This is a genomic window from Francisella philomiragia subsp. philomiragia ATCC 25015, from assembly GCF_000156715.1.
Taxonomy (GTDB): Bacteria; Pseudomonadota; Gammaproteobacteria; order Francisellales; family Francisellaceae; genus Francisella; species Francisella philomiragia.
Map to the genome: position 1 here is coordinate 255,869 of NZ_DS999312.1, position 24,901 is coordinate 280,769.

Here is a 24,901-nt window from a genome sequence, read left to right on the forward strand (position 1 = left end):
TATGATTAAAACAGATATTTGTATTATAGGTGGTGGTTCAGGTGGACTTTCTGTAGCAGCTGGTGCGGTACAAATGGGTGCAAGCGTAGTTCTTTGTGAAGGTGGTAAGATGGGAGGTGATTGTCTTAATTATGGTTGTGTGCCATCTAAGGCAATCATAGAAGCTTCAAGAGTTATTACAAAATTAAATAAGGCTAAAGACTTTGGTATAAATGTAGATAGCATAGATATTGATTACGCCAAGGTACAAGCACATATCAAAGCTACTATAGCAAAAATAGAGCCACATGACTCAGTCGAGCGTTTTGAGAAATTAGGCGTCAAAGTTATCCAAGAATATGCGGAGATAGTTGATCGATATACAGTCAAAGCTGGTGATAAAATTATCAAGGCTAAATATATTGTTATAGCTACTGGTTCAAGAGCAAGTATTCCTAATATTAAAGGTTTGGATACGATTGACTATCTAACCAATGAAACAATTTTTGAGCTTAAAGAAAAACCAGAACATTTGATGATTATCGGTGGTGGACCTATAGGTGTAGAGCTAGCACAGGCTTATGCTTTGCTTGGTAGCCAAGTTACAATTTTTGAAGCTTCAGATACTATCTTAGGTATGCTTGATAGTGAATGTCGCAAAGTTGTGATTAAGGAGTTTGATCGTCTAGGTATCAATATAATTACAAATGTAAATATCACAGAGATTGAACAGCAAAATCAACAGATAAATGTTTGGTGTGGCGATAAGTACTACGAAGGCTCGCATCTATTAGTTGCAGCTGGGAGACAGCCAAATTTAGCTAAGTTAAATCTAGATAATGTGGGTGTTAGATATACTTCTAGAGGTATAAATGTTGATAAGCGCTTGAGAACAAACTATAAAAATATCTATGCTATAGGCGATGTCACTGGAGGGTATCAGTTCACTCATGTGGCAGGCTATCATGCTGGTATAGTGATCCAAAATATCTTATTCAAGTTACCAGCAAAAGTTGATTATAGTAGCTTACCATGGTCTATATATACTAGCCCTGAAATCGCACATGTCGGTCAAGATATCTCACAGGCTCAAGATCAGGGTGCAAAAATTCTGAAATTGTCATATCAAAATAATGATAGAGCAGTCGCAAGTCTAGCAACTAATGGCTTAGTCAAAGTGGCTGTTAGCCGAAAAGGTTATATATTAGGGGTTACTATTGTTGGTGAAAGCGCTAGTGAGCTAATTGTACAATGGACTTTAGCAATTAAAAACAAATTAAAGATAAAAGATATAGCCTCTCATATTGTGGCATATCCAACTTTGAGTGAGCTAAACAAAAGAATTGCTGGAAGTTATTTCACACCGAAACTATATAGTAACAAAGTTAGACGCTTAGTTAGACTGTTAATGAAAGTATTTGGTAAAAGGTTATGATAGAACAAAAAATCAGACCAGTTTTTCAGAAAATCTTCGTTGATAATGTTGCTAAGCTTGTAGCGCCTATAATAGCTCCTAACGTGGTTACAATACTATCTTTAATCTGTGGTTTAGTTGCTGCAGTATCATTTTTTATGAATCAATACTTGTGTGTGTTTTTGTTATTGTTATCAGGATATCTAGATATTTTAGATGGCTCAGTTGCGCGTCTACAAAATAGCTCATCATCAATTGGAACTATGTTAGATATATTAAGTGATCGTTTTGTAGAGAGTTTTATTATTATCGTTATTTTTATCAATCAACTTGATATTGCATGGGTTGGTTTATTAATGATGATGTCTATTATTGTTTGTATTAGTAGTTTTTTGCTAGTAGGGATATTCAGTCAAAAAGAGTCTTCTAAAAGCTTTTACTATAGCCCAGGTTTGATTGAAAGAGCCGAAACATTTATCTTTTTTATAGTTATGATTTTATTACCGAGCACAGTATTTGTACTAGGCTTGATTTATACATTGTTAGTTTTATGGACTACGCTGTACCGTTGTTATGAATTTTACTGTTACGAAAAAATTAAGGAGCAATTATAATGAGAAATTTTTTAAACAAAACTTTTGTGGGCTTTATGGCGGGATTAATTAGTGCCTGTGTCTTATATTTTTTGTTTATTTTTATTCGTCAGCATGGAGTTGAGCTTAATGATGAATTTAAATATACGCTTTATCGCTTAATGGTGTGGGGTGGTGTTTGGGCTATATTATTTGCATTACCTATATCCAAAAATATTCTTATCAAAAGCATAGTTATTGGTTTAGCTGTTATATTGTTTAACTTTTTGGTTAAAATGCCATTAGCTGGTCAAGGTTTCTTTGCTATAAATGCTGGCACAGCAGTATTTGTTATGAATATTGTTTTTAATTCTTTATGGGCATTACTTGCTGGTGTTATTTATAGTATTGCGACAATTCAGCAATAGGGTTGGAGAAACTGTTATGAATAGTTTTAGAGATTTGTTGAGTAAAGTATTTACTGCCTATATGGCAGGATTAATCAGTGGATTGGTTATAGAGATTATTTGGATTTTGGTTACAACTCATAGTTTAAGCCTAAATGAAGATCTAAAGCTAGAGTTATACCGTATGATGATATGGGGAGGTGTATGGGCACTACTTCTTGTTTCACCATTTCCAAAGAATATTTGGATAAAAAGTGCTGCTATGGCTTTGATAGTTATACTCTTTAACTATATGATAAGAATGCCTTATTCCGGCGATGGTTTCTTCGCATCAAATACTGGAAATGATGTGTTTTACGCCAATCTTATATTTAATTGTCCATGGGCTTTGTTGGCTGGATTTATATATACACTTGCTAGTAATAAGTAATATATAAAACTTTTAATAATTTTTAGATAATTTAACCATATCACTTGTTTTTCGCTAATTAATCCCTATATCTAATAGCAGGAAATTTTATAACATTAACTATGTATCCATATTATCTATTTGTTGGATATGTTTGAAAGTATTTGGGAGTTTAAAATATGGCAGATTATTATTCTTTACTAGGAGTTAGTAGAGATGCTTCAGAAGCTGAGTTAAAAAAAGCATATAGAAGATTAGCAAAAAAATATCATCCGGATGTTAACAAAGAAAAAGGGGCTGAGGATAAATTTAAAGAAATTCAAACAGCCTATGATGTCTTGGGTGATAAAGAAAAGAGAAAACTATATGATGCGTATGGAGAAAACTGGGACAAAGTTCAGCAAGGCGGTTTTGGCGGAGCTGGAGGTGGTTTTGGTGGCTTCTCTCAAGGCGGAGGTTCTCAAAGCTTTAACTTCGAGGATTTAGGAGATATTTTTGGTGATCTTTTTGGTGGCGGAGCTGGTGCAAGAGGCTTTGGTGGAGGTCAACCAAGAGCTAGAAAGGGTGAGGATATAAATATCTCTTTACGTTTGAATGTTGAAGATGCTATCAAAGGTGGCTCTAGAACAGTTTCGTATAGCTATCAAGAAGTAGGTGCTAATGGTATGCCAACTATGCAACACAAAAGTGTAGATGTTAAAATACCACCAGCTATGGGTAATGGCAAAAAACTACGTGTCAAAGGTAAAGGTAGTGCAGGTGTTGGCACAAATGCTCCGGCTGGGGATTTGTATATCAAAGTTGAAGTAGTGGATCATAAAAACTATAAAGTTGATGGTAATGATATTTATGAGCATATTAATATAGCACCTTGGGAGGCGGCTCTTGGTACATCACTAGAAATAGATACTCCATATGGTAAGAAAAAAATGAAAGTACCAGAGGGTAGTCAGTCAGGTCGTAAAATGCGTATCAAAGGCAAAGGTCTTGGCGATGGAGATTTTTATATTGTTTATGATGTCAAATTACCACCTGCTGATACTGATGAGAAAAAAGAGTTCTATAAACAGATGCAAGAAAAAATGAATTTTGATCCAAGAGCTTAGGCTTGCCTTTTTCTATTTCCTATCTCAATTATAAAATAGCTCACAAGTATTAATGAGCCTCCAATAATCGTTGATAAATATATTTTTTCATCATTGATAAGCTTTCCAAAAATTGTCGCAAAAATAGGCTCAAAAGAGAAGATAACAGCAACTTGAGACATACTTAGGTGTTTTTGATAAGTGTTTTGTAAGTAGTAGCAAGTAATTGTTGAAATCGAGCAAAAAACTATAGCAATTACTAATATATAGTTAAAGTTAAGATACATAAACGATGATACATCTGTTATCAACGGCATAGGTATACCAAAAGCAACTTGCAGTATTATTAGTAGGCGCAAGTCTTTAAAAGCTTCGCTGCGATGATCTTTTCTGGTTTCATAGCTAAGATATACCACTGATACAGCATACATCAATGCACACAATACTGACCAAAGATAACCTATAGTAAAGTTATCAAAGCTTGCGCCAGATAGTGCATATATCCCTAATAATGAAACACCAGAAGCAACTATTCCATAAATTGTTAATCGATCTACCTTAAAAAGACTTCCTATGAAAGGAATCATAATTACACTCAAAGCTGTCAAAAATGCAGAAACACTTGATGAAACGGTGTATAGTCCTTGAGTCTGAAAATAAAAACTCATACCTTCAAGTGAGCCAAATATAGCCCCTACTTTTAGTAAGTATAGTTTATTATGAAACTTAGCTCTTAAAACTAAAGGTAAGAATAATAGGCATGATAATCCAAGTCTAAAAGCTACAAAAAGACCAGGCGATACATACTCAAGCGAGATCTTAACTAATGGGAATGTTGTTCCCCATAGGATGGTGACTATAAAAAGGGCAAATACGGCCTTTCTTTGTATACTCATGATAACTTACAATATGATGCTAAAATTTAGCAGTAAGTTTGTCTTTATCTGCTATTAAAATCAAGAAGATAATCTTGCAAAAATATTCTTATAATAAGTTATTAATTGCTGATTATTTACATTAAATTATCAATATTGGTATAATTTAATGTTTTTGAAAATAATTTTATCGAAAAAGGGTGCCTATGAAACAGGTTTCAAAAGTTAAACAATTTGGTGCTATAGCTATTATAGCTGGTACAGCGATAGGCGCTGGTATGCTTGGTATTCCATTTGCAGTTGCAGCAGTGGGCTTTAACTATGCATTAATGGCATTGTTTCTGGTTTGGATTATCATGTATGCGACAGCTCTATTAATTGTTGAGGCAAATGTTTCACAACCATTAGGTACAGATATGGATTCGATTGCTCATAATATACTAGGTAAGTCTGGTAGAGTGATGAATTTATTATTTTATTTACTATTATTATACTCACTCCTTACAGCTTATATCTTTATGGGTGGTCAGCTCTTTGAAACTTATGTTACTAGCTGGTTTAACTTTGGTAATGATAGCTTTGCAAAGTTTTTATTTACATTTGTCTTTGGCTTTTTTATCTACAAAGGAATTAGAGTTGTATTTAGAGTTAATGAGCTGTTTTTAAGTCTAAAAGTTTTAGCTTTTGTGTTGTTTATATCTTTTGTAGCTCCACAAATACGACCAGCTGTACTAGAGAGTAGAGCTCTAGGTGTTGAGTATGTTTGGTTCTCTATTCCAATACTTGTAACATCTTTTGGATTTCATATTGTGATTCCTGCGATTAGGAACTATTTTGAAAATGATATCGTATTTAAAAGAACAGTAGCTGCAGGGGCATTAGCACCACTAATTGTTTATTTAGTTTGGGTTATGGCAACTTTGGGTACTATAAATCTACATGGTGGTAATGGCTTTATTGATCTTAGTCATTCTGGTAAAACACTAGCAGAAGCTTATGTAAGTTTAGGACAGAGAGCACCATTGATATTTATTAGGCTTTTTGAAAACTTTGCAATTATTACATCTTTTCTTGGAGTTGCATTGGCGTTATTTTCATTTAATCAGGATTTATACGCTCTGAATTCTAGAAAGAAATTAATTACTTTAATTATAACCCTATTGCCGCCACTGTTTTTTGCAATATATTTTGTTAATAGTTTTATAGCTGCTTTGGGTTATGCGAGTATCTTTGTATCTGTACTTTTAATTGTACAACCAGCACTGATGGTTTGGGCTGTAAGAACTAAACAAGGTAATAATAGCATTCTCAGTAAGCTATATTTATCTTTGATATTATTCTGTGGTATGGGTATTATTGCATTGCAATTATTAGTAGCGTTTGGTAGATTACCACATATATGATTTCATTAACTTCTAAATCTTTTACATTTCTATGAAAAAACCTAGTTTTGATTTTAAAAAAAGACCACATGATAGTGGTAGTTATCAATTTGAAAATAACAATAATAACTCTAATATTGAGGAGTTTAATCTTGATAAACTTAAGCAGTTTCCAGATGAGTTGGTCGAGATATTTAATCTAATACAAGCTGTTCGTTATGATAGAATAATGCTACAAGAAGAATATAATAAGTGTAGACTAAAATTAAATAACGATAGAATGGATCTTGAGTTTGAAATTATAAAAATAAAAAAGCAGTATAATGCTAAGATATCTGCTTTGCAGGAAGAGTATAATTCGGTAAAATCTAATTATAATATTGAACTAGCAAAGATGAGAGAAAGCTAATAATACAAAGTTAGTCGGACAGTCGCACTTTTTATAAGTGAGGAAAGTCCGGGCTTTATAGAGCAAGATGCCAGATAACGTCTGGGAGGCGTGAGCCTACGGAAAGTGCAACAGAAAATAAACCGCCTTTTTTTTTACAAAAAGGTAAGGGTGAAAAGGTGTGGTAAGAGCACACCGCATTGGTGGTAACACTCAATGGCATTGTAAACCCCATCTAAAGCAAGACCAAATAGCGCTACGAAAATGTTGCTCGCATTGTAGCAGGGTAGGTCGCTTGAGCTTGTTGGTGACAACAGGCCTAGATAAATGACTGTCTATTACAGAACCCGGCTTATAGACTAACTTTGTATTTTTTTATAAAAAAAGTGGGAAATTATGCAAGTTATTGACTCTAAACTTTTGGATAGTGATGGTCAGATAAAAGATGACCTTTTGATATCCGAGCTTAAAAGTTTTTATACTAGCGATAAGTTTGAGATTATAGCAGCAGCGTTAGAACTTCTAAAAAGTAAGAGTGCTGAATCAGTACGTCATCCAACAGGAATAAGCTCGTTTTTATATGCTATCGAGATGGCATATGTTCTTTTTAAGATCAAAGCAGATGAAGAATCAGTATCTGCAGGTATTTTATATGAGCTATATAATTTTGGTGATATATCAGATGAAGATGTAGAGAAAGCAACCAATCAGACAGTGGTTAAGATTTTGCAAGGTACACGCAAAATGTCAGCTATTAGAATGTACCGTTCTGATAATATCTCACTTGAGCAGATTGATACTTTTAGAAAAATGCTTTTGACGATTATAGAAGATGTCAGAATCGTTTTAATTAAAATAGTTGATAAGCTATGTACTATCCGTCATTTAAAGTCTCTAAATACTAACACCCAAAGAGTAATAGCTAGAGAAACACTAGATATCTATGCACCATTGGCAAATAGACTTGGTTTGGGAGCTATTAAATGGGAGCTTGAAGATAGAGCCTTTTTTTTCTTAGAACAGGAAGAATATAAAAAAATAGCCAAAAGTTTAGGTTTTACACGTAAAGAAAGAGAAGAATTTCTTAATCAAGTTATTGAAGAGTTAAAACAAATACTTAGAAAGTATAATTTAGATGCTGGTGTTCAAGGTAGAGTTAAACACATCTATAGTATATACAAAAAGTTTAAAAACAAAGGTTATCAAGATATCAATGATCTGTATGATATTACAGCTGTTAGAGTTATAACAAATAATATAGATGAATGTTATAAAGTATTAGCTGAAGTCAATAACCTATATTCACCGATTCCAGAGGAGTTTAGTGATTATATAGCTAATCCAAAGCCGAACGGTTATAAGTCTATACATACTGTGGTTAGGGTTGGTGAACAAAATCTCGAGGTTCAAATTAGAACGCATAAAATGCATGAGGAATCAGAACTTGGTTTTGCCGCGCATTGGCGTTATAAAGAAGGTGTGAAGTTTGATGCGTCATATGAAGCAAGAGTGGCATGGTTGAGATCTCTTCTTGAATGGGAAAAAGAAATCAACGACGATGATAGCCAAATTACTAAAGAGCTAAATAGGAGACTTTATGTATTCACTCCTGCTAATGAATTAATAGACTTAGCTGAGGACTCTACAGTCCTAGATTTTGCATATTCTGTACATACTATGGTTGGTCACCGTACAAAAGGTGTAAAACTAAATGGTAAGATAGTACCTCTAACAACTAAACTAAAAACAGGAGATAAGGTCGAGGTTCTAACTGGGAAAGAGCCAAATCCAAGCAAAGACTGGGCTTCTGAGAGTTTGGGATATTTAACCTCTGCTAGAAATAGATCTAGGGTAACTAAGTGGTTTAATGAGCAAAATAAAGAAGATAATATTGTTTTAGGAAAAGATAGACTCCTCAAGGAATTAAGAGGCTATGATCTTAAAGAGGTCGACTTTGTAGAAGTTGCCAATAAGTTTAATATGAAAAGTAGTGATAGCTTATTTGTTGCTGTTGAGAACGGTACCGTTCGAATTAATAGCATTGTTAATCATATACTTGATACATATTCAGCTGAAGAAAAGCTTGTCAAAAAGCAGAATCGAGTAACTACAGCCAAAACTAAGACTCCTAAGGTTTTAGTATCTGGATTTAATGGTATGAAGTATGAGATGGCTAAATGTTGTCAGCCTGTTTATCCTGACGAAATTCAAGGATATATGAGTGTTACAAAGGGCGTTGTTATACATACTTCTAGTTGTCCTAATTTAGGTCATTTAAAAGAAAAGAGTCCTGAGAAATTTATAGAAGTTAATTGGGATGAGTAGAGTAGAAGCAAACTTAACTACTTTCCGGCATAGTTTCCTGTATTTTTAGCTTGTTGTAACCAACCATTTTTGATGTAAAAAGTTACCTCATTTGTCGACTTGATTTGATTGCCAGCAGCAGTTTGTCCTGCGATAGTTAACTTATTCTCTCCAGGTGTTGGTCTAGCAATTTTCCATTGATCATCTTCAAATGTTGCGGGCATAACTGTACCATTAACTATAAAAGTTGGCTTGTCATCAGCAGATATGGCAGGATTCGTTGATATAGCTAATTTATCTTCTTTGGTGAAAATATTAGCATCATTTGCTGGAGATGTTATTTGTACACTTAGATCTCCAGTTGTTCCTTGATTTTCATCTAACACTTCTTTGTTTTTTTCAGCTAGACTAGAGTTGTTCAGCTTAGAAATATCGCTTTGCTTAATTTTAACAGGTTGATTTGAGATCATATCTTGGCTAGCTTTAGTATCTACAACTGTAGGTTGACCAACTTCGATAATTTTATAATCAGTATCATCAGAAGGTTTTTCTTCTGAAAATACAACATTACCATTTTCTGATCGCCATGAGTAAATAGTTGGATTAGCTGCTTGGGCAAGAGATATAAAGGTAGAACATGATATAACGTAAAGTAATATGATTTTATGAAAATTGGACATTATTTAAATTCTCAAACTTTTAGCTATCTTCAAGTATATATAAAATTAATAATAATCAAAAGCCTAGATATATTAATTTATCTACCAAGAACCTGACGTCTATAGAATTCTGAGTCACTTGAGGTAATAATTTTATGATCCTTAGTACTACCTCTAACAGAAATTGTTACCGGTCCTGGATTTGGTCTATTTACTTTCCATACCCCATTTTCGAAGTGAGCAGGGTATGGTATGCCATTTATTATAAATATCGGATGATCTTCTGCTGTCAAAGATGGCTCCAAAATAATTGGTAATTTCTCATTATGGACAAAACGATTTTCACCATTAGCTGGTGAGATTATTTTTACTTTGACTACTTCTGAATTTCTACCATTTTGTTGTTGATTATCCTGTTGTGTATTATGAGTACTTAAATATAGATTATTTTGTTTTAGTGAAGCAAGTTGTTGTTCCACAGGAGATTTTTGTTGTATTTGATTTTTATGAACTACACCAACTTTCTCATATTCTTGATTAAACATTGGAGCTGTCTGTGAGAATACTACATTGCCTCTAGAGTCTCTCCATGTATATACATTGTCATCTTGGTTGGCGTATAAAACATTAGTGACAATACTCAGTAATAATATTTTGTATATATACTTCAAATAAATCATAAAACAGATATCTTAAAACTTTATATTTACAATTATATATGTTTATACTACATCAATTAAGGATAAATTTAGGTTTCTATTATGATTACATTGGATTATGTGATTTATGATTGTATAGCTAATGCGTGTTTACTTGGGTTTGCAGTTTTACTTTATAAGAAAAATAAGTATGCATGGATGTTTGTGTTAGCTAGTCTGATTATAAAAGTTTTTATTTATGGTAAATATGGGATTACAACATCATCTGTTTATCTGTCAGCACAGATAGTAACAACTGTAGTAGCTGGGTATATTTGGCTCAAACAATCTAACTATACCAAACCAACTCAAAAAGTAAGATTGCTGGCAATAGTTGCTAGTTTGATTGTCTTGTTATTATGGGTCGGTGTGATGTATAAATATGTCAATCCATATATACTTGATTACGAGTTATTATTTGGCTTTGATTATCTATGCTATATGCTAGTTGTAATAGGGGCTATATTTGTGGCATTTAGATTAGCTATAGGGCTATTATTTTTTTCTGTAGTATTTATTAGCTATGCTGTTAATTATGCAAACTCTGCGATGGTTATTAGCAATGCACCTCAGAATATAAGAGATTTTATTCCATATTACTGGATATCAGCAGTACTTTTGTTCATAGCTGGAATCATCATAGTAGCAGCGTATACAAATGCTAAAAGAAATATTTAGTATAGTTATAAACTATATACATCAAATCTATTTGTTTTACCTTTAAGTTGAGATGTTGGTTTTTTACCAAAAAGAAAATCAGCATTAATAGGTCTCTTTACAACAGCTTTTTTAGTTTTTTTAGATATGATGATATTTTTGAGTAAATTTGAGTTAGATTCATCGTTATTAAAAGCAATATCATGTAAGACTTGCATTCCTTGTTTGACTTTAGCGCTTTTGTTACGTGGTGGAAACATTGGGTCTAGATATACACAGTCAAAAGAAATACTAGCAGTATTTATATATTCATTAGCATCTATATTAATTAGTTCTATTTGATTGGCAATATATTTTAAGTTAGGAGTTTGTCTTGCTCTATTGAGTGCATCTGCGAGTAATACGAAAATATAACAATCTTTCTCTAGAGAAGTTAATTTATGTCCTCTAGCTGCCAGTGTAAATGTATCTCTGCCTAGACCAGCTGTTGTATCTAAAATATTTAGTTTATCTTTTGAGCGACCTTCAACTGCTTGTACAACACTACATTTTTTAGTATTAGGGTTTATCCTATTTAGAATCTCGCTACTATTAAAATCTATAAATAGTTCTTTATCTATGTAATGTAGTTTTAGAATATTATCGTCAACATACAAGTATTTATCATCTTGGCTTGATAAAATATATTCAAACTCAATATCTGTAATATTTTCAATATGAGATATTACTGCTAAGTCGTAGACATTCATGATTTTTTTTTCGCTCGAGGATGTGCTTTATCAAAAACACTTGCAAGTTGTTGGAAATTTAAATGAGTATAAATTTGCGTGCTAGAAATATCAGCATGGCCAAGCAAATCTTTTACAGCAAGCAAATCTTTAGATGAGTCTAAAACATGAGTAGCAAAAGAGTGACGCAACATATGTGGATGTATGTGTTTGGTTGCATATTTTTTAGCAAAGATTTCAATCCGTTTTTGGATAGATCTATTTGTTAAATGCTCACCATTTTGTGAGATGAAGAGATAGTTACATTTCGGGCTATAAGTATCTCGAATATTTAGCCACCTATTTAGATTTATTAGTGTTTTACTACCAAAATATACAACTCTTTCTTTGTTGCCTTTACCTATGACACGTATACTCTTTTGATTTATATTTATGTCTTTTAGTTCTATTGAAGATAATTCGCTAAGTCTTATTCCACAGCTATACAAAAGATCAAAGCATGCTATATCACGAGTTTCGATATTATTACTTGGTTTGATATCTAATAAATAGGCTAGCTCATCTGTATTTACAGCTTTAGGTAGTTTTTTACTACTCTTAGGTGCCTTGATACCAGTTGTGGGATTATTTTTTATTAACTCGCTATTTATCAAAAAATTAAAAAAACTTCTTAAAGAACTAAGTTTGCGTTGTAATGTTTTTGAGGAGTTTCCTTGGGCATGAAGCTTTTTGACCCACATTAAAATATCATTGTTTTCAAGTTTTGTTATATCTTTATCAACTATTGAGCTATTTAACTGGAGTAAATCTCTGCGATAATTATTTATAGTTTCTTGAGAGTAATTTTTTAGGTAGAGTAAATTATCAAGGAAATTATCAATATGTTCTATATTTGTCATTATCTAAATTACAGAACTACGCACAATATTACTATTACACCAGAAACTAGAGAAATTAGCCATAAGCTTTTGTAGGTTGATATCTTATAGTTAAAGCTCTCACCAAGACTATTTATCTTAAATGCCATAAGAGCTGGCATAATCATCAATAAGACAGCAATTGATAGCCCAACGCATGTCATAGCATAAATAAATATGTCAGGATCCATTTGGTTTATTATTAGTGGAATGGCAAAAGTCAGAATTGTTGCTATTGAGTATCCAATAACCTTTTTTGTTTTATATAACTTATATGTATCTAAGTTAAAGTGAAATAAAGATAAGTTAACACTTAAAAATGAGGTCATAATAGCCACATAAGTGAAGATATGTAGTACCGCATCTGTTGTCGGAGTCCTTACTTTGCTTCCTAAGGTTTTTAGAATATCACCGATATTAGCTTTATCAACTGGGATGTGATTAAATATCGAATCCATGAAACTTACAGGACCGTGTAGTGGTAGTACACCTAAGATAGTAAATACCCATATAATATATAGTATAAGCGGTATGATACTGCCGATAATAACTATGCGCTTCATATCTTTAGCATTTTTGCCAAGATAGTCAGACAAGGCAGGGACTATAATATGAGATGTAAAAGATGTTGTAAAAACAGGAATCGCGATAATCAATGAAACTCCCAAATCAACTGGAGTTACAAAAAGATTTGGAACTTCAATATAACTATTAAATACAACACATAAAATTACTAATACGAGAATTTTTAGGATTATAAAAAACCTATTAGCATAATCGACAAATCTTGTTCCTAAAACTACGATACTTCCAAAAATGACTACAAAGATCAACGATGATGCTTTTTCATCAAGATTAGGGAAGGATGAGGATAATGATGAAGCAGCTGCTGAGATATAAGCTGTACTAATAAAATACATGAGTATTAAAAAAGCTATACTTGCTACTATTCCTCCGCCTTTACCAAGATATCTCTCTGCTATAGTTTTAAAACTACTACCATAAGGCATTGAGCAAGAAATATCTGAGATAACGACAGCAGTGTAGGTCATTATACTCCAGACTAAGAATATGAGAATAGAGCCTATCACAAAACCAAGTTTAGCGGTTATGATAGGGAGTGCTAGTATACCGCCACCTATCATAGTACCTACTATGATCATTATTGATCCTAAAATTTTGATGAAGCTATTCTGTCGATTATTCATATTTATTCTTAACTTAATGTGCTGGCTGTTGAGATTGGTTTGCTTTTTTTTGCATATATATAGCATCAAAGTTAATTGGTGCTAAATTAAGAGGTAAAAAGCCTCCTTTAATTATCGAAGAATCAATAACTCTTTTTGCGTAAGGGAAAAGAGTATTAGCACAGTAAGTATTAAGTACAGATTCTACTTGTTCTTCACTCATGCCAGTAATTGTAAATATACCTGACTGAGTAACCTCAGCTATGTACGCATTTGCTTGTTTGTTTTTAGTAGTTATTGTGATTGTCAAATCAAGCTCAAAATTTTCATCATTAATTTTTTTTGTATTAATATCAATATTAAAATCTGAGCTAGGATCCCACTGATCTTTAAAACAAGCAGGAGAGTTTACAGTTTCGAAAGAAACATCTTTGGTATATACTTTTTGGATTAAAAAAGAAGGTTGATTTTCGTTATTTTGCATTGCTTTTCCTAAGACTTTACAAATTCATATCTAAAAAATTATAGCAAATTGAAAAAGTTTATATAACTAAATTAGAGTTTTTTTAGCTCAAAGAGTATATTTAGAGCCTCGATAGGTGTTATTGAGTTGATATCTATTGTTTCAAGTCGCTCTTTAATATGATTCTTTTGTGGAGTTTGATCAAGTTGGAGATTTTGTTGGGGCTGATCAATAGTATCTAATTTATCTTGTCCTTTTTCTAAATTAGCTAGATTTTTCTTTGCTGATTCTAAGACATCTTTTGAAATACCAGCTAATTTAGCTACTTGAATACCATAAGATTTTTTAGCGGCACCAGCAACTGCTTTATGCATGAAATAGATATTGTCTTTATATTCTTTAGCTTCAAAATGAATATTCTTTGTATTTGGATATTGATTAACTAACTCTGTAAGCTCAAAGTAATGCGTGGCAAAAAGGGTCAATGCACCAATTTTTGCAAATTTTTCTGCACAAGCTTTCGCAAGTGATAAGCCATCAAAAGTACTTGTCCCTCTACCAATTTCATCCATAATTACTAGAGACTTTTTAGTTGCATTATTCAGGATATAAGCTGTTTCAGTCATTTCAACCATGAATGTTGATCTACCACTAGATATGTCATCTGAGGCACCAATTCGAGTGTATATGGTATCTATATCGCCAATATCTGCATAGCTAGCTGGTACAAATGAGCCTATGTATGCTAGAAAGATAAGTTGAGCAACTTGACGCATATAAGTGGACTTACCCCCCATGTTAGGTCCAGTGATTATTTCTAATGTATAAGTGTCTGTACTTAATAGGGTGTCGTTAGGTATAAAGGGCTCATCAATATTTTGCTCGATTGCTAGATGACGAGCTTCTTTTATATCCAATTTACCAGTTTTATTAAATTTAGGTTGATTTAGGTTTAGTTTGATAGCTCTTTCTGCAAAGTTTGCTAAGACATCTATTTTTGCGATACTTGCTGCAGTCTGTTGGATTTGAGAGTAGTATTCTAGAACTTTATTCAATAGAGTATCGTAAATAAGCTTTTCTCTAGCTAAAGCTTTTTCTTTCGCTGAGAGAATCTTATCCTCAAAAGCTTTTAGCTCATCAGTAATATAGCGCTCACTAGCTTTTAATGTTTGGCGTCTGATATACTCTGTTGGGACTTTATCAGCATATTGTTTCGAAAGTTCAATGTAATAACCATGTACACGGTTATAACCAACTTTTAGTGTATTAATCCCTGTTTTTTGCTTTTGCAGAGTTTCAAATTTTAATAAAAAATCGTAAGAGTTGTCTTTTAGCCCTCTTAACTCATCAAGTTCCTGGTCGAAACCATGTTTTATGACGCCACCATCGCGAATGGTCATTGGAGGATTATCTACAATAGCTTTGTTTAGTAGTTTTGTCAGCTCATCAATTTGATGAATGTGATTATTTATATTTATAATCTCAGAGGTGTTTATTTCTTCAAGTAGACTCTTGAGTTTAGGTAGTTGCTCGAGAGAGCTATTAAGAGAGACTAGATCTTTAGGTTTTACTGTTCCTAGAGCAACGCGAGAAATTATCCTTTCAATATCATTTATATAAGACAGAATATCCTGAATTTTTAAGAAATAATGGTGTTGCTTGAAGGATTTTATAACGTTATGACGCAAAGAAATTTTGTTTAGATCCCGAGTAGGATTTTTGAAGTATCTTCTTAGAAGCCTGCTACCTAAACTAGTTTTGCATTTATCCATTATGTTTAGAAGGCTGCTTTTTGAATTATTATCTAGCTCTAAATTATTTCTACTATTAATATCTATATTTAGTATGTTTTGATCTTCATCTAGGAGGATATCTGAGATGTGCTTAGGCGTACTTTTTAGTGTATTTGTTAAATAAGCAAGTATTGATCCGATAACAGTTAGTTGTTCTTTTTTATATAAATTTAGAATGTTATTTGCAAAACTGTTATCAAAAGAATTTAGTATATGCTTTTTTGCCTCAAAATTACTAAAGTACCATTCTTCCAAAACTTTTACTGGTTTGTTGAAAATATTCTTTTCTATAAGACTATTAGAGTTGGTAATTATCTCTTGAGGTGATAGTTTTAATATCTGATTTTTTAGATCAGATGAATTTGTTACCGTATTTATAAGATGAATTTTGCCTTGAGTATAGCTAGTATATGCGATGTGATATTTATTGTTTTTTTCATAGATACTTACGAGAATGCTATCTTGATTACTATCTAAAAAAGCCTCTTCAGAAACTGTAGCTGGAGTTATTATACGTGTAACTTGTCGTTCAACTGGACCTTTTGAGGTGCTTGGATCTCCTATTTGCTCGCATATTGCAACAGATAATCCTTTTTTGACAATTTTAGCGATATAGCCTTCTGCAGCGTGATATGGCACGCCAGCCATTGGTATTGAATCGCCATTTGATTTTCCTCGAGCAGTGAGGGTTATATCTAGTAGTTCTGCAGCATTTTTTGCATCATCAAAAAAAAGCTCGTAAAAGTCACCCATTCGATAAAACAGTAATATATCTGGATATTGAGATTTAATTTTCAAATATTGCTGTATCATTGGTGTGTGATTTGAAACTTCTTGCATAGTGATTAATATTCTAGATTTTAAAAATTTATGTTTGAGATTATATTATAAATGGATACTATAACAAACCTTCAAAATCATTGGTTGTAGCTTTTTTATTTTGCTAAAATACTTTAGAATATAAAGTAGCTATTTTTATGAATTGATTTGAATTTGAAAGGAGAAAGTAAATGAACTATTTAGACTTTGAGTCAAAGATAAAGGAAATTGAAGACAAGATTACCTCATTATCTCATGTGTATGAGGATGAAAAAACTGAATCTGAAATCAAAAAGCTTGGTAAGAAAAGGCTTGAGCTTATGGAGTCTACTTACTCTAAACTTACAGATTGGCAAGTAGTTCAACTATCTCGCCATCCGGATAGACCTTATTTTAAAGACTTATTATCATTAGTCTTTACGGATTTTCAAGAGCTACATGGTGATAGAGCATTTGGTGATGATTTAGCTGTTATTGGTGGATTGGCTAAACTGAACAACAAACCTGTTATGGTTATAGGACAAGAAAAAGGTCGTGATACTAAGAGTAAAATTAAGCATAATTTTGGTATGATGCACCCTGAAGGTTACCGTAAGGCTCTAAGATTGATGAAATTGGCTGAGAAATTCAATATGCCGATCGTTACTTTTATTGATACTCCTGGCGCGTACCCAGGTATCAAAGCTGAAGAGCGTGGTCAAAGTGAAGCAATAGCAAGAAACTTATTAGAAATGAGTGCGCTTAAAGTTCCTGTGGTTTGTATTGTGATTGGTGAAGGTTGTTCTGGTGGCGCATTAGGTATAGGTGTTGGAGATAGATTACTTATGCTTCAGTATAGTTACTTTGCTACTATTTCTCCAGAAGGGTGTGCTTCAATTCTACACAAGACAGCTGAAAAAGCGTCTGAAGTTACACAAATGATGAATATAACATCTGGACGCCTTAAAGAGTTAGAGATAGTTGATGCAGTTATACCAGAGCCTTTGGGTGGAGCACACAGAGACTATGATACAACAGCTGCTAATATCAGAAAGGCTATCGCTGCAGAGTTGAAAGTATTATCAGAGATGACAGTTGAGGAGAGAAATGCTAAGAGATATGATAAGTTAATGTCTTTTGGAAGATTCAAAGAAGCGTAATTCTCTCAGTTTCATTCTAAATTTAATTCGATGTTTCTAAAAAAAACAAAATCACAGTCAGGATTTGGTATCGTAGAATCAATGATTGCTGCTTTGATTTTGTTATTTGTACTATCATCCGGTTTTATATTATTAAATAGTATTCTCGTAAGTATAACTCTTGAAAATAGAAAAGATGAAATAGCTACTGTTCTTGATGAGAGAGTTAGTGTATATCGTCTAACTGGAGTATTAGATGATTCTAAAACCGATGATGGTATAGAGTTTATCAAAACCGTTGTGCTTGAAAAAGAAAACGATACGAAGCCTCAAGAAAAAGAACAGCCTGTGAATAGATTTAAATCATTAAGTGCTGCTGATATCAAAAAAATGGCAGAGAAAGCCGATAAAAAAGCGAAAAAAGATGCTGCTAATAATGTTGATATTGTATATAGGGTTGTAAATATAGCTGCTATTGATAATCAAATGCAAGTAGCTGATAGGGTTAAAGTTATTGAGAGAGATGTAAAAGTTAATGATAGCGAAGAGAGTTAAAAATTCATTAGGTTTTACATTGCCAGAGCTAATGGTAGCAATGGTTGTGGCAGCTATAGTCATGGGTATGGCAATCGGTATATATATCGATATGAAAAAACAATATATAAGACTCAGCGATAGGCATAGAATAAACTCTGATCAATTATTAATTAAGCAGATTTTCTATAATGCGATTGGACAAGCAGGATTTACAACTAAGTATGGAGATATGTATCAACAGCTTGTGGATAACTCAGGGGATAACTTTGGAGATATCTTTGGGAAAATGGGTGTGATTACAATTGGTAAGGCACCAGCGCAAAACTTTGAGAGCTTACCTAAAGGACTAAGTATGTCTACCGAGTTATGCAACGAGCGAATGTCAAATGATGAAGCTTTGAGAAATATGAATATTAATGAAAATATTCATTGTGTGCAACCTAAAACCGATTTTTTAATGATTCAAAGAAGTAGTTTGGATTCTACTCTAAAGTCAAATTCATCAAATAATATTTTTAAAGTAAATGAATTTCAAAAGAATACTTTGCCTGAGAAAGATCTTTCTATGAATGATTATCTAGTGCTGTGTAATTCGTATGAATGTGATTTAGTTAAAGTTGGTGCTGTTACATACGATTTTGTTTCTACAACTATGCGAGTAGAAAATAAATTTAAGACCGGTGATTATGTTGGAAAATATATCTTAGAAGTATTCTTCGTCGCAGCTACTAATAAAAAAGATAAACATGGCAATGAAGTATATTCACTTTATGAATATGTAAAGCAGAACGCAGATGATTCACAAATATACGAGTTAATAAGTGATGTAACAGATCTAAAAATTGAGTATGTTATGAATTCAGATATTCAACAAGGAAATGCGAAGATAAATTGGCGATCGCTAGAAAAAGAGCTTGTAAATATAAAAAGTGATTCTACAGCAGCACTTAAAATTTCTTTTAAAGTTGCTGGTCAAGCAACAAGCAAGATTTATCTATTGGGTCAGGATTAGGTATGTACATGAGTGAGAAGTTAAACACAAAAATAACTGGCTCAGCATTATTGATGGCCTTGATATTCTCATTCGTAATTATGGTAATGCTCGGAGGTCTTTTATATACATTTAAGATGGGTATGTTGACTACTAAGAGTATTATCAAAAATAGTAATGATAAAGTATTAGGAGAGTCGTACCTTTCTAAAGCAAAAGATGATATTAATTTTACGAAATCTAGTGAGTTTGAGATTGGCAAAAGTAAGTTTGAAATAACTGTAAATGAAGATGATATATCATCATTTTTTCCAACTATGACAAATGCAGAACTGTTTCAATCACAGGAATATAAAAGTTATGATGTTATATATAAAGCTTTCAATCAAGGTACAAAAGTAGATTTAACAGAGAGAATCATTTACAACGCATTAGCAGCTAATACATATCAAAACTTTGATGGTGATTATACGCCTATAAATGTTCCAATGATAAACCCAGAAGCAATGACTAATTATCAAGAGAGGATTTATCGTTTAAAGAGTGATGGTACTATCGAAGATGCACCAAAAGGTTTTATTGGGTTTGTAGAGAAGCAAAATAAGCAATTAAATATATTCACAGATAAGGCAAAGATAGGAGTAGCAATTCCTGACGGCATGGGAACTGATTATAAGGTTAAGATAGGTTGGAATCTCGAAAAAGGAAAATGGACTCTATACTTGTTATTATATGACACTGATAAACTATTTACTTCTAGCATAGCCTTAGATGATCTACTTAGTGAAGATGTTAAAGGTTTAGCCAAAGATAATAAAAAAATAGGCGATGAAATTGGAAAGTGGCATGCAGTTATGGCAGGCAATGGTAAGGGCCGCTCATCATCAGGAGCTCAATTTGTCAAAGATAATATTCTTGGCGTAGTTTGGTATTTTGATAATAGTGATGGCGCACCAGAAATTATGCTAGTAAGAAAAGATAGTCAGAAAAAGGGTAATAGACAGATCTTGGAAGTTTATTATTCAGAATATTCTACGACAAATCAGAGCTATGTTCTTAAATTAGCAGAAAAGATTAATTTTAAAGGTGATTTGGATGAAGATAATGTAAAACTTTTGGTACCAGATATGGCAAATAATTTAGAAGCTAATATGGTTTTAATATTTCATCCAAATAACGAAAGTAAAACTATTATGGGGATTAGTGATTTTAATTTTAATGGAGATCACAGGGTTGGCAAGAGTCTAGATACATATATAGATGGTGAGAGTTTTGGTAAGCCTGTTATAGTTTCTAAATCTGATGAATCAATGTATATCATAACGTATGAACCAAATAAACTTCATAGATATGAATATAAGAAAGGCTTTGGTAGTTTTGTTAGCTTAGATTTTGGTTCTAATGGTTTAGAAAAAGAGTTTAATTTTGAAGATAATGATAATCCAAATGTTGTAGTAGGACTTCCTAAGAAAAATAAAAACAAACCTAAAAGACTTGGTGGAGATAAAAGTAAGAGTAAGAGTAAGGATACAGAAGAAGATGATAATGGTATTCAACTGGTAATACCTAAGTTTGGTTATCTATTTGTATTTACTCCAGATAAAGCTATGCAACTTAATTATGATTTTGATGTACTTCAAGAGGTTGACTTAGGACCTCAATCTCCTCAGATTCTTGCTGATTTTGATGCTATCAAAAATACAGTTAATAAAATATATATTCAATCGGAAGCATTAGATTTTAAAGCTCAAGAAATAAAAGATGAGTTAGGTGATGAAGCAGAACCTGAAGATAAGTCTGAAGTTAATGATAAGTCAAATAAATCTAGAAATAAATCAAAATCAATAGCTGAAAGAAAGAAAGAGCAAGCAAAGAAAAATAAGAAAGCTGAGGAGGAAGAAATAGAACCTGCCGCTCCAGTTTATTTAGAAAGTAAATATCTCTACCCATTAGGAATTGTTAAGGAAGTTAAAATATGAGTATGTTAAAAAATATAAATACAGAGAAAAGAAATCCAAGAAGCTTTAACCTTGATTCGATGTCAGTCCAAGAATCTGTGAATCTAATGATAGATGAAGAGTATGGTGTGATTGAAGCATTAAAAGAGCAAAGTTTAAGTATTGCTAAGATAGTTGAGGTTACATCACAGGCCTTGAAAAAAGGTGGCAGAATCATATATGTAGGTGCGGGAACAAGTGGTCGATTAGGAATACTCGACGCTGTTGAGTGTCCACCAACATTTAGTGTTGATTATAATACTATTATTGGATTAATCGCAGGTGGCGAAAAAGCTTTTATTCAAGCTCAAGAGGGTGCAGAGGATAATCCTAATTTTGGTAAAGAAGATTTGTTAAAAATAAATTTGACAGCTAAAGATGTTGTAATAGGTATCGCAGCCAGCGGAAGAACACCTTATGTTATAGGGGCTCTTGAATATGCAAACTCTATCGATGCTACTACTATTGCGATTAGCTGTACTAAGCAAGCTAAGATATCTAGTTATGCTGACTATAATATCGAGGCAGTACCTGGTCCTGAAGTTTTGACTGGGTCAACTAGGCTTAAGGCGGGAACAACACAAAAACTTATTTTAAACATAATATCAACCTTATCTATGGTATCGGTTGGTAAGGTTTATCAAAACTTAATGGTTGATGTTAAGCCAACTAATGAAAAATTAGTTGAGCGCTCTAAAAATATCATCTGTGAGGCAACAGGGGTTGATTATGTGACAGCCCAAGATTTTTATATGAAAGCTAATAAGTCTGTAAAAGTCGCGATTGTAATGATATTAAATGATTGTGATTATGAGCAAGCTTTGGCAATATTAAAGAAGAATAATAATTTTATAAAGAGTTAGGATGAGATTATTTATATTGCTTACTATTACATTAATTAGTCTAAATGGGTATTGTGCTGTTTATGAATCGTATAGTAACGGAGTGCCAGAGTTTACTAATACTCCGTCAAAAGGAGCAACTAAGTTGAACTTGGCAGATGACTCTATCACTGTAATAAATGCCGATAATATTCCAAAACAAATTGTATGGGGTGGTAACAGACAGCAACAAGAAGGTTATGCAGATTATTCACAGCCATATCAAGATACTCTACAAGCAGCTTTCCCAGAAGAGTTTACAGATAATTACTTTGATTTTTATGGTAGAAACTATCAATATCATAGTTTGATGTCATCAACTATGGGGCAAAGTATGTATGCTGAAAATGGCGCTAATAATAGACGTTTACAAAGTAATTATTAGTTAGTTGAAATAGTGAGAAAGATTTTTTTATTGGTTGTTTTTATATTTTCTTGTATAAACGTTTCCTATTCACAAGATACTATTCAGTCTGCCTTTGAAGATGATGGTAGTATTACTATCAAAGAGTTTCACCATATAGCAAAACAGCAGCGTAAAGAGCTAGTTAACGGTTTGCATCAGCAACATCACAGAATTCGAGAAGATAGCTAATAATTTATTTTAGCTCGGTAGATGTGTTTGCTGCTTGTTTGGTTGGATTATGAGGATATATCATATTTAGAACTATTTTTAGTGTTGAGCCTTGCGCTAATATTGATAATATCACGACAGTATAAGTTATACTGACTATAACGTGACCCTCATCAGGTAGTGATAGTGCTAACGCCAAAGATATTCCCCCTCGAACCCCAGACCATGCTACAAGAAGGTTGTCTCTAGCGGATGCTCTAGATAGTTTTTTATCTATAACTGTTATAGGGATTGAGATACTGATTAATCTAGCAAATGTTACAATAAATATACCGGCAGCACCAACCCAGAAAGCACCATGATCGAAAGGTATGCTAGTTAGTTCTAGACCTATCAATATGAATAAAAATGAGTTCAACATATTATCAATAATCATCCAAAATTTATCAATCTTTTCAACCTGATTTGGATGAGTTTTTTTACGATCAGAAAGACTATTGCCTATAACTAGACCTGCAACAACCATGGCAATTGGTCCTGATACGTGTAGACTGTGAGCAATTACATAACCCATACTAGCTATAGCCAATGTTACAAAAATTGATGTCTCAGAATCATCATTTGTTTTTAGGAAGATTAAAGCTACTTTTGCAAATATATACCCAAGCAATATTCCACCACCAGCTTCAATACCAATCTGCTTAGTAATAATCCAAACATAGTTGACACCAGAGCTAGTTATTCCTTGACCGAAGTCTCCTCCACTACCAAAAAACACAATATTTGAAAGTATTACAAATAATACAATACCAGTAGCATCATTAAATAATGATTCACCAACAACACGTGTTTTGAGATGTTTAGGTATTGATTTATTACCAGCAAGGGTACTAATGACAGCTATTGGGTCTGTAGGTGAAATAAGCGCACCAAATACCAAACAGTATCCAAAGCTTATATCAAAACCAACCAATAAGCAGAATCCGTAGATTAGAGTTGCTGTTGTTAGTGCTGATAAAATTAAGCCAATACTAGCAAGTCCAAATATGGCTTTAAGCTCTTTTTTTAGATCGATCATATTGAAGTGTAGAGCATTTGCGAACAATAGGAAAGACAGCATCCCATCCAAAACTGTTTTTTTGAAATCAAAACTAGATAGAGCAACTACTAAAAAGTTTGATGGACTAAGAAAAGAAGCACATAATGCTGAAAAGGTTATTGATAATATAGTTAGTCCTATTGCCTTCGGTAGTTTCAGAAATTTTGTATTGATGTAACTCATTAATGCAGCTACAACAGTAAGCAAACTAAATAAAAAAAACTCACTCATATTATTCCCCTACAGCCCACAGCTATATTCCCAACTGCAGGCTTTTGATAATTCTTCTAAAATATTGCCATGAATAAAAGCATGGCTATCTAATTTGTTGAAAGGTGTATTATTAAACATAAAGCTATTTGTTTCATTTTCTAGTACTGAAACTTTTTTTATATCTGCTTTTGCTATCTTTTCAAACTCTTGTTGTGTTAAGTGTATACAAGGTTGACATTCAAGACTATGGTAAAACGCTTTAAAAGGTAGATTTTTAGTTAATTCTAAAATATCATCATGATTTAGATCCAATAAAGGGTACTCTAGTGATCTATAGTCATATTTTTCCTCTTCTTCTAGGTCTTTCAAAAGTTGTGAAACTCTTGATAAATCTTTACGGTGACTCAGAAGTATAGTAGCTTCAGCATCAGGATCAATTTCATCAATCTTGTTTAATAATGTGATACCTTTTAAGAAGCCAGCACACCAGCTAAATTTCTGAGAGGGAAATTGCTTACGTGCTTTGACTAACTCTTGAAAAGCATTTTCTGCTTTTAGGTGATAAAACTCTATAGCTTCACTTTTTAACCACGCGAATACATTACCTAAATAGCTATTCCAATTCTCAGCAGCAAAACCAGTATCTACAGATAATACACAAAAGTTATTATGCAAATTTTTCTTTGCCCAGCATATAAGAGCCAAAGAATGAATGCTATAGTTAGCTATAATTATATTATCTAACTTCTGCATCA

At 32.8% G+C, this 24,901-nt stretch carries 26 protein-coding genes and 1 other RNA gene; 17 read left to right on the plus strand and 10 right to left on the minus strand.

Translation table 11 applies throughout. The features are described 5' to 3' along the window. Nucleotide 1 precedes the first annotated feature (1 nt). From FTPG_RS03935 to FTPG_RS03955, 5 genes are all read left to right on the plus strand, one after another. The gene (locus FTPG_RS03935; protein WP_004287130.1) at nucleotides 2-1,414 is read left to right on the plus strand and encodes a dihydrolipoyl dehydrogenase family protein; all 1,413 of its coding nucleotides are present in this window, start codon (nucleotides 2-4) and stop codon (nucleotides 1,412-1,414) included. Further along, nucleotides 1,411-2,007 carry a CDP-alcohol phosphatidyltransferase family protein gene (locus FTPG_RS03940; RefSeq protein ID WP_004287131.1) on the plus strand — a complete coding sequence of 199 codons (597 nt, stop codon included), beginning with the start codon at nucleotides 1,411-1,413 and terminating at the stop codon, nucleotides 2,005-2,007. Before FTPG_RS03935 ends, FTPG_RS03940 begins: the two co-directional genes overlap by 4 nt. Then, on the plus strand, nucleotides 2,007-2,393 hold the full coding sequence (locus FTPG_RS03945) for a hypothetical protein (RefSeq protein ID WP_004287132.1): 387 nt from the start codon (nucleotides 2,007-2,009) through the stop codon (nucleotides 2,391-2,393). The genes FTPG_RS03940 and FTPG_RS03945 overlap by 1 nt, the downstream gene beginning before the upstream one ends. Nucleotides 2,394-2,409: 16 nt before the next feature. Continuing rightward, entirely contained in the window at nucleotides 2,410-2,802 is a 393-nt protein-coding gene (locus FTPG_RS03950) for a hypothetical protein (RefSeq protein ID WP_035722300.1), read from the plus strand. A 158-nt stretch (nucleotides 2,803-2,960) separates the two neighbouring features. Further along, nucleotides 2,961-3,887: a DnaJ C-terminal domain-containing protein gene (locus FTPG_RS03955; protein ID WP_004287134.1), complete on the plus strand. Its 927-nt coding sequence runs from the start codon at nucleotides 2,961-2,963 to the stop codon at nucleotides 3,885-3,887. On the opposite strand, the gene FTPG_RS03960 is transcribed toward FTPG_RS03955, so the two are convergent. After that, the gene (locus FTPG_RS03960; RefSeq protein WP_004287135.1) at nucleotides 3,884-4,762 is read right to left on the minus strand and encodes a DMT family transporter; all 879 of its coding nucleotides are present in this window, start codon (nucleotides 4,760-4,762) and stop codon (nucleotides 3,884-3,886) included. The genes FTPG_RS03955 and FTPG_RS03960 overlap by 4 nt on opposite strands. Before the next feature lie 185 nt (nucleotides 4,763-4,947). Between FTPG_RS03960 and FTPG_RS03965 the strand changes: the two genes are divergently transcribed. From FTPG_RS03965 to FTPG_RS03975, 4 genes are all read left to right on the plus strand, one after another. Continuing rightward, a complete protein-coding gene (locus FTPG_RS03965; RefSeq protein WP_004287136.1) occupies nucleotides 4,948-6,144 on the plus strand; it encodes an amino acid permease in 1,197 nt (398 codons plus the stop codon). 31 nt (nucleotides 6,145-6,175) lie between these two features. Further along, nucleotides 6,176-6,532 (plus strand): hypothetical protein, encoded by a 357-nt coding sequence (locus FTPG_RS03970; RefSeq protein ID WP_004287137.1) that lies wholly within the window; start codon nucleotides 6,176-6,178, stop codon nucleotides 6,530-6,532. 6 nt (nucleotides 6,533-6,538) lie between these two features. Then, nucleotides 6,539-6,882: RNase P RNA component class A (gene rnpB, locus FTPG_RS09550), an RNA gene on the plus strand. Between the two features lie 25 nt (nucleotides 6,883-6,907). Beyond that, nucleotides 6,908-8,836: a RelA/SpoT family protein gene (locus tag FTPG_RS03975; protein ID WP_004287138.1), complete on the plus strand. Its 1,929-nt coding sequence runs from the start codon at nucleotides 6,908-6,910 to the stop codon at nucleotides 8,834-8,836. 17 nt (nucleotides 8,837-8,853) lie between these two features. Here FTPG_RS03975 and FTPG_RS03980 read toward each other — a convergent pair whose 3' ends face one another. Together FTPG_RS03980 and FTPG_RS03985 are read right to left on the minus strand one after the other, a co-directional pair. Further along, nucleotides 8,854-9,495: a DUF4124 domain-containing protein gene (locus tag FTPG_RS03980; RefSeq protein ID WP_004287139.1), complete on the minus strand. Its 642-nt coding sequence runs from the start codon at nucleotides 9,493-9,495 to the stop codon at nucleotides 8,854-8,856. A gap of 77 nt (nucleotides 9,496-9,572) precedes the next feature. Further along, nucleotides 9,573-10,154: a DUF4124 domain-containing protein gene (locus tag FTPG_RS03985; protein WP_004287140.1), complete on the minus strand. Its 582-nt coding sequence runs from the start codon at nucleotides 10,152-10,154 to the stop codon at nucleotides 9,573-9,575. A gap of 81 nt (nucleotides 10,155-10,235) precedes the next feature. Here FTPG_RS03985 and FTPG_RS03990 point away from each other — a divergent pair, with 81 nt between their 5' ends. Then, the gene (locus FTPG_RS03990) at nucleotides 10,236-10,850 is read left to right on the plus strand and encodes a hypothetical protein (RefSeq protein WP_004287141.1); all 615 of its coding nucleotides are present in this window, start codon (nucleotides 10,236-10,238) and stop codon (nucleotides 10,848-10,850) included. A 5-nt stretch (nucleotides 10,851-10,855) separates the two neighbouring features. Here the strand turns inward: FTPG_RS03990 and FTPG_RS03995 are convergent, their stop codons facing one another. The 5 genes from FTPG_RS03995 to mutS form a co-directional block, all read right to left on the minus strand. Continuing rightward, nucleotides 10,856-11,578 carry a class I SAM-dependent methyltransferase gene (locus tag FTPG_RS03995; RefSeq protein ID WP_004287142.1) on the minus strand — a complete coding sequence of 241 codons (723 nt, stop codon included), beginning with the start codon at nucleotides 11,576-11,578 and terminating at the stop codon, nucleotides 10,856-10,858. Further along, nucleotides 11,575-12,456 carry a site-specific tyrosine recombinase/integron integrase gene (gene xerA / locus FTPG_RS04000; protein ID WP_004287143.1) on the minus strand — a complete coding sequence of 294 codons (882 nt, stop codon included), beginning with the start codon at nucleotides 12,454-12,456 and terminating at the stop codon, nucleotides 11,575-11,577. Before xerA ends, FTPG_RS03995 begins: the two co-directional genes overlap by 4 nt. 8 nt (nucleotides 12,457-12,464) lie before the next feature. Next, the gene (locus tag FTPG_RS04005; RefSeq protein ID WP_004287144.1) at nucleotides 12,465-13,682 is read right to left on the minus strand and encodes an amino acid permease; all 1,218 of its coding nucleotides are present in this window, start codon (nucleotides 13,680-13,682) and stop codon (nucleotides 12,465-12,467) included. A gap of 13 nt (nucleotides 13,683-13,695) precedes the next feature. Beyond that, nucleotides 13,696-14,145, minus strand: a complete 450-nt coding sequence (gene secB, locus FTPG_RS04010; RefSeq protein ID WP_004287145.1) for a protein-export chaperone SecB — start codon at nucleotides 14,143-14,145, stop codon at nucleotides 13,696-13,698. Between the two features lie 71 nt (nucleotides 14,146-14,216). Further along, the gene (gene mutS, locus FTPG_RS04015) at nucleotides 14,217-16,757 is read right to left on the minus strand and encodes a DNA mismatch repair protein MutS (RefSeq protein WP_004287146.1); all 2,541 of its coding nucleotides are present in this window, start codon (nucleotides 16,755-16,757) and stop codon (nucleotides 14,217-14,219) included. 170 nt (nucleotides 16,758-16,927) lie between these two features. On the opposite strand from mutS, the gene FTPG_RS04020 reads away from it, so the two are divergent. Genes FTPG_RS04020 through FTPG_RS04050 form a run of 7 tightly spaced genes read left to right on the plus strand, consistent with a single transcriptional unit; the run spans nucleotide 16,928 to nucleotide 22,855 of the window. Then, nucleotides 16,928-17,875 (plus strand): acetyl-CoA carboxylase carboxyltransferase subunit alpha, encoded by a 948-nt coding sequence (locus FTPG_RS04020; RefSeq protein ID WP_004287147.1) that lies wholly within the window; start codon nucleotides 16,928-16,930, stop codon nucleotides 17,873-17,875. 30 nt (nucleotides 17,876-17,905) lie between these two features. Next, the gene (locus FTPG_RS04025) at nucleotides 17,906-18,409 is read left to right on the plus strand and encodes a hypothetical protein (RefSeq protein ID WP_004287148.1); all 504 of its coding nucleotides are present in this window, start codon (nucleotides 17,906-17,908) and stop codon (nucleotides 18,407-18,409) included. Continuing rightward, nucleotides 18,390-19,403 (plus strand): PilW family protein, encoded by a 1,014-nt coding sequence (locus FTPG_RS04030; RefSeq protein WP_004287149.1) that lies wholly within the window; start codon nucleotides 18,390-18,392, stop codon nucleotides 19,401-19,403. The genes FTPG_RS04025 and FTPG_RS04030 overlap by 20 nt, the downstream gene beginning before the upstream one ends. 8 nt (nucleotides 19,404-19,411) lie before the next feature. Then, on the plus strand, nucleotides 19,412-21,361 hold the full coding sequence (locus FTPG_RS04035; RefSeq protein WP_035722374.1) for a hypothetical protein: 1,950 nt from the start codon (nucleotides 19,412-19,414) through the stop codon (nucleotides 21,359-21,361). Beyond that, a complete protein-coding gene (gene murQ, locus FTPG_RS04040) occupies nucleotides 21,358-22,242 on the plus strand; it encodes an N-acetylmuramic acid 6-phosphate etherase (RefSeq protein ID WP_004287151.1) in 885 nt (294 codons plus the stop codon). The genes FTPG_RS04035 and murQ overlap by 4 nt, the downstream gene beginning before the upstream one ends. Nucleotide 22,243: 1 nt before the next feature. After that, complete coding sequence (locus FTPG_RS04045) at nucleotides 22,244-22,645, plus strand: hypothetical protein (protein WP_004287152.1); 402 nt, start codon at nucleotides 22,244-22,246, stop codon at nucleotides 22,643-22,645. A gap of 12 nt (nucleotides 22,646-22,657) precedes the next feature. Next, nucleotides 22,658-22,855, plus strand: a complete 198-nt coding sequence (locus FTPG_RS04050; RefSeq protein WP_004287153.1) for a hypothetical protein — start codon at nucleotides 22,658-22,660, stop codon at nucleotides 22,853-22,855. A 4-nt stretch (nucleotides 22,856-22,859) separates the two neighbouring features. Here the strand turns inward: FTPG_RS04050 and FTPG_RS04055 are convergent, their stop codons facing one another. Together FTPG_RS04055 and FTPG_RS04060 are read right to left on the minus strand one after the other, a co-directional pair. After that, a complete protein-coding gene (locus FTPG_RS04055; protein ID WP_004287154.1) occupies nucleotides 22,860-24,164 on the minus strand; it encodes a cation:proton antiporter in 1,305 nt (434 codons plus the stop codon). A gap of 9 nt (nucleotides 24,165-24,173) precedes the next feature. After that, nucleotides 24,174-24,899, minus strand: coding sequence for a hypothetical protein (locus FTPG_RS04060; protein WP_004287155.1), 726 nt, complete (start codon nucleotides 24,897-24,899; stop codon nucleotides 24,174-24,176). Nucleotides 24,900-24,901: the final 2 nt, after the last annotated feature.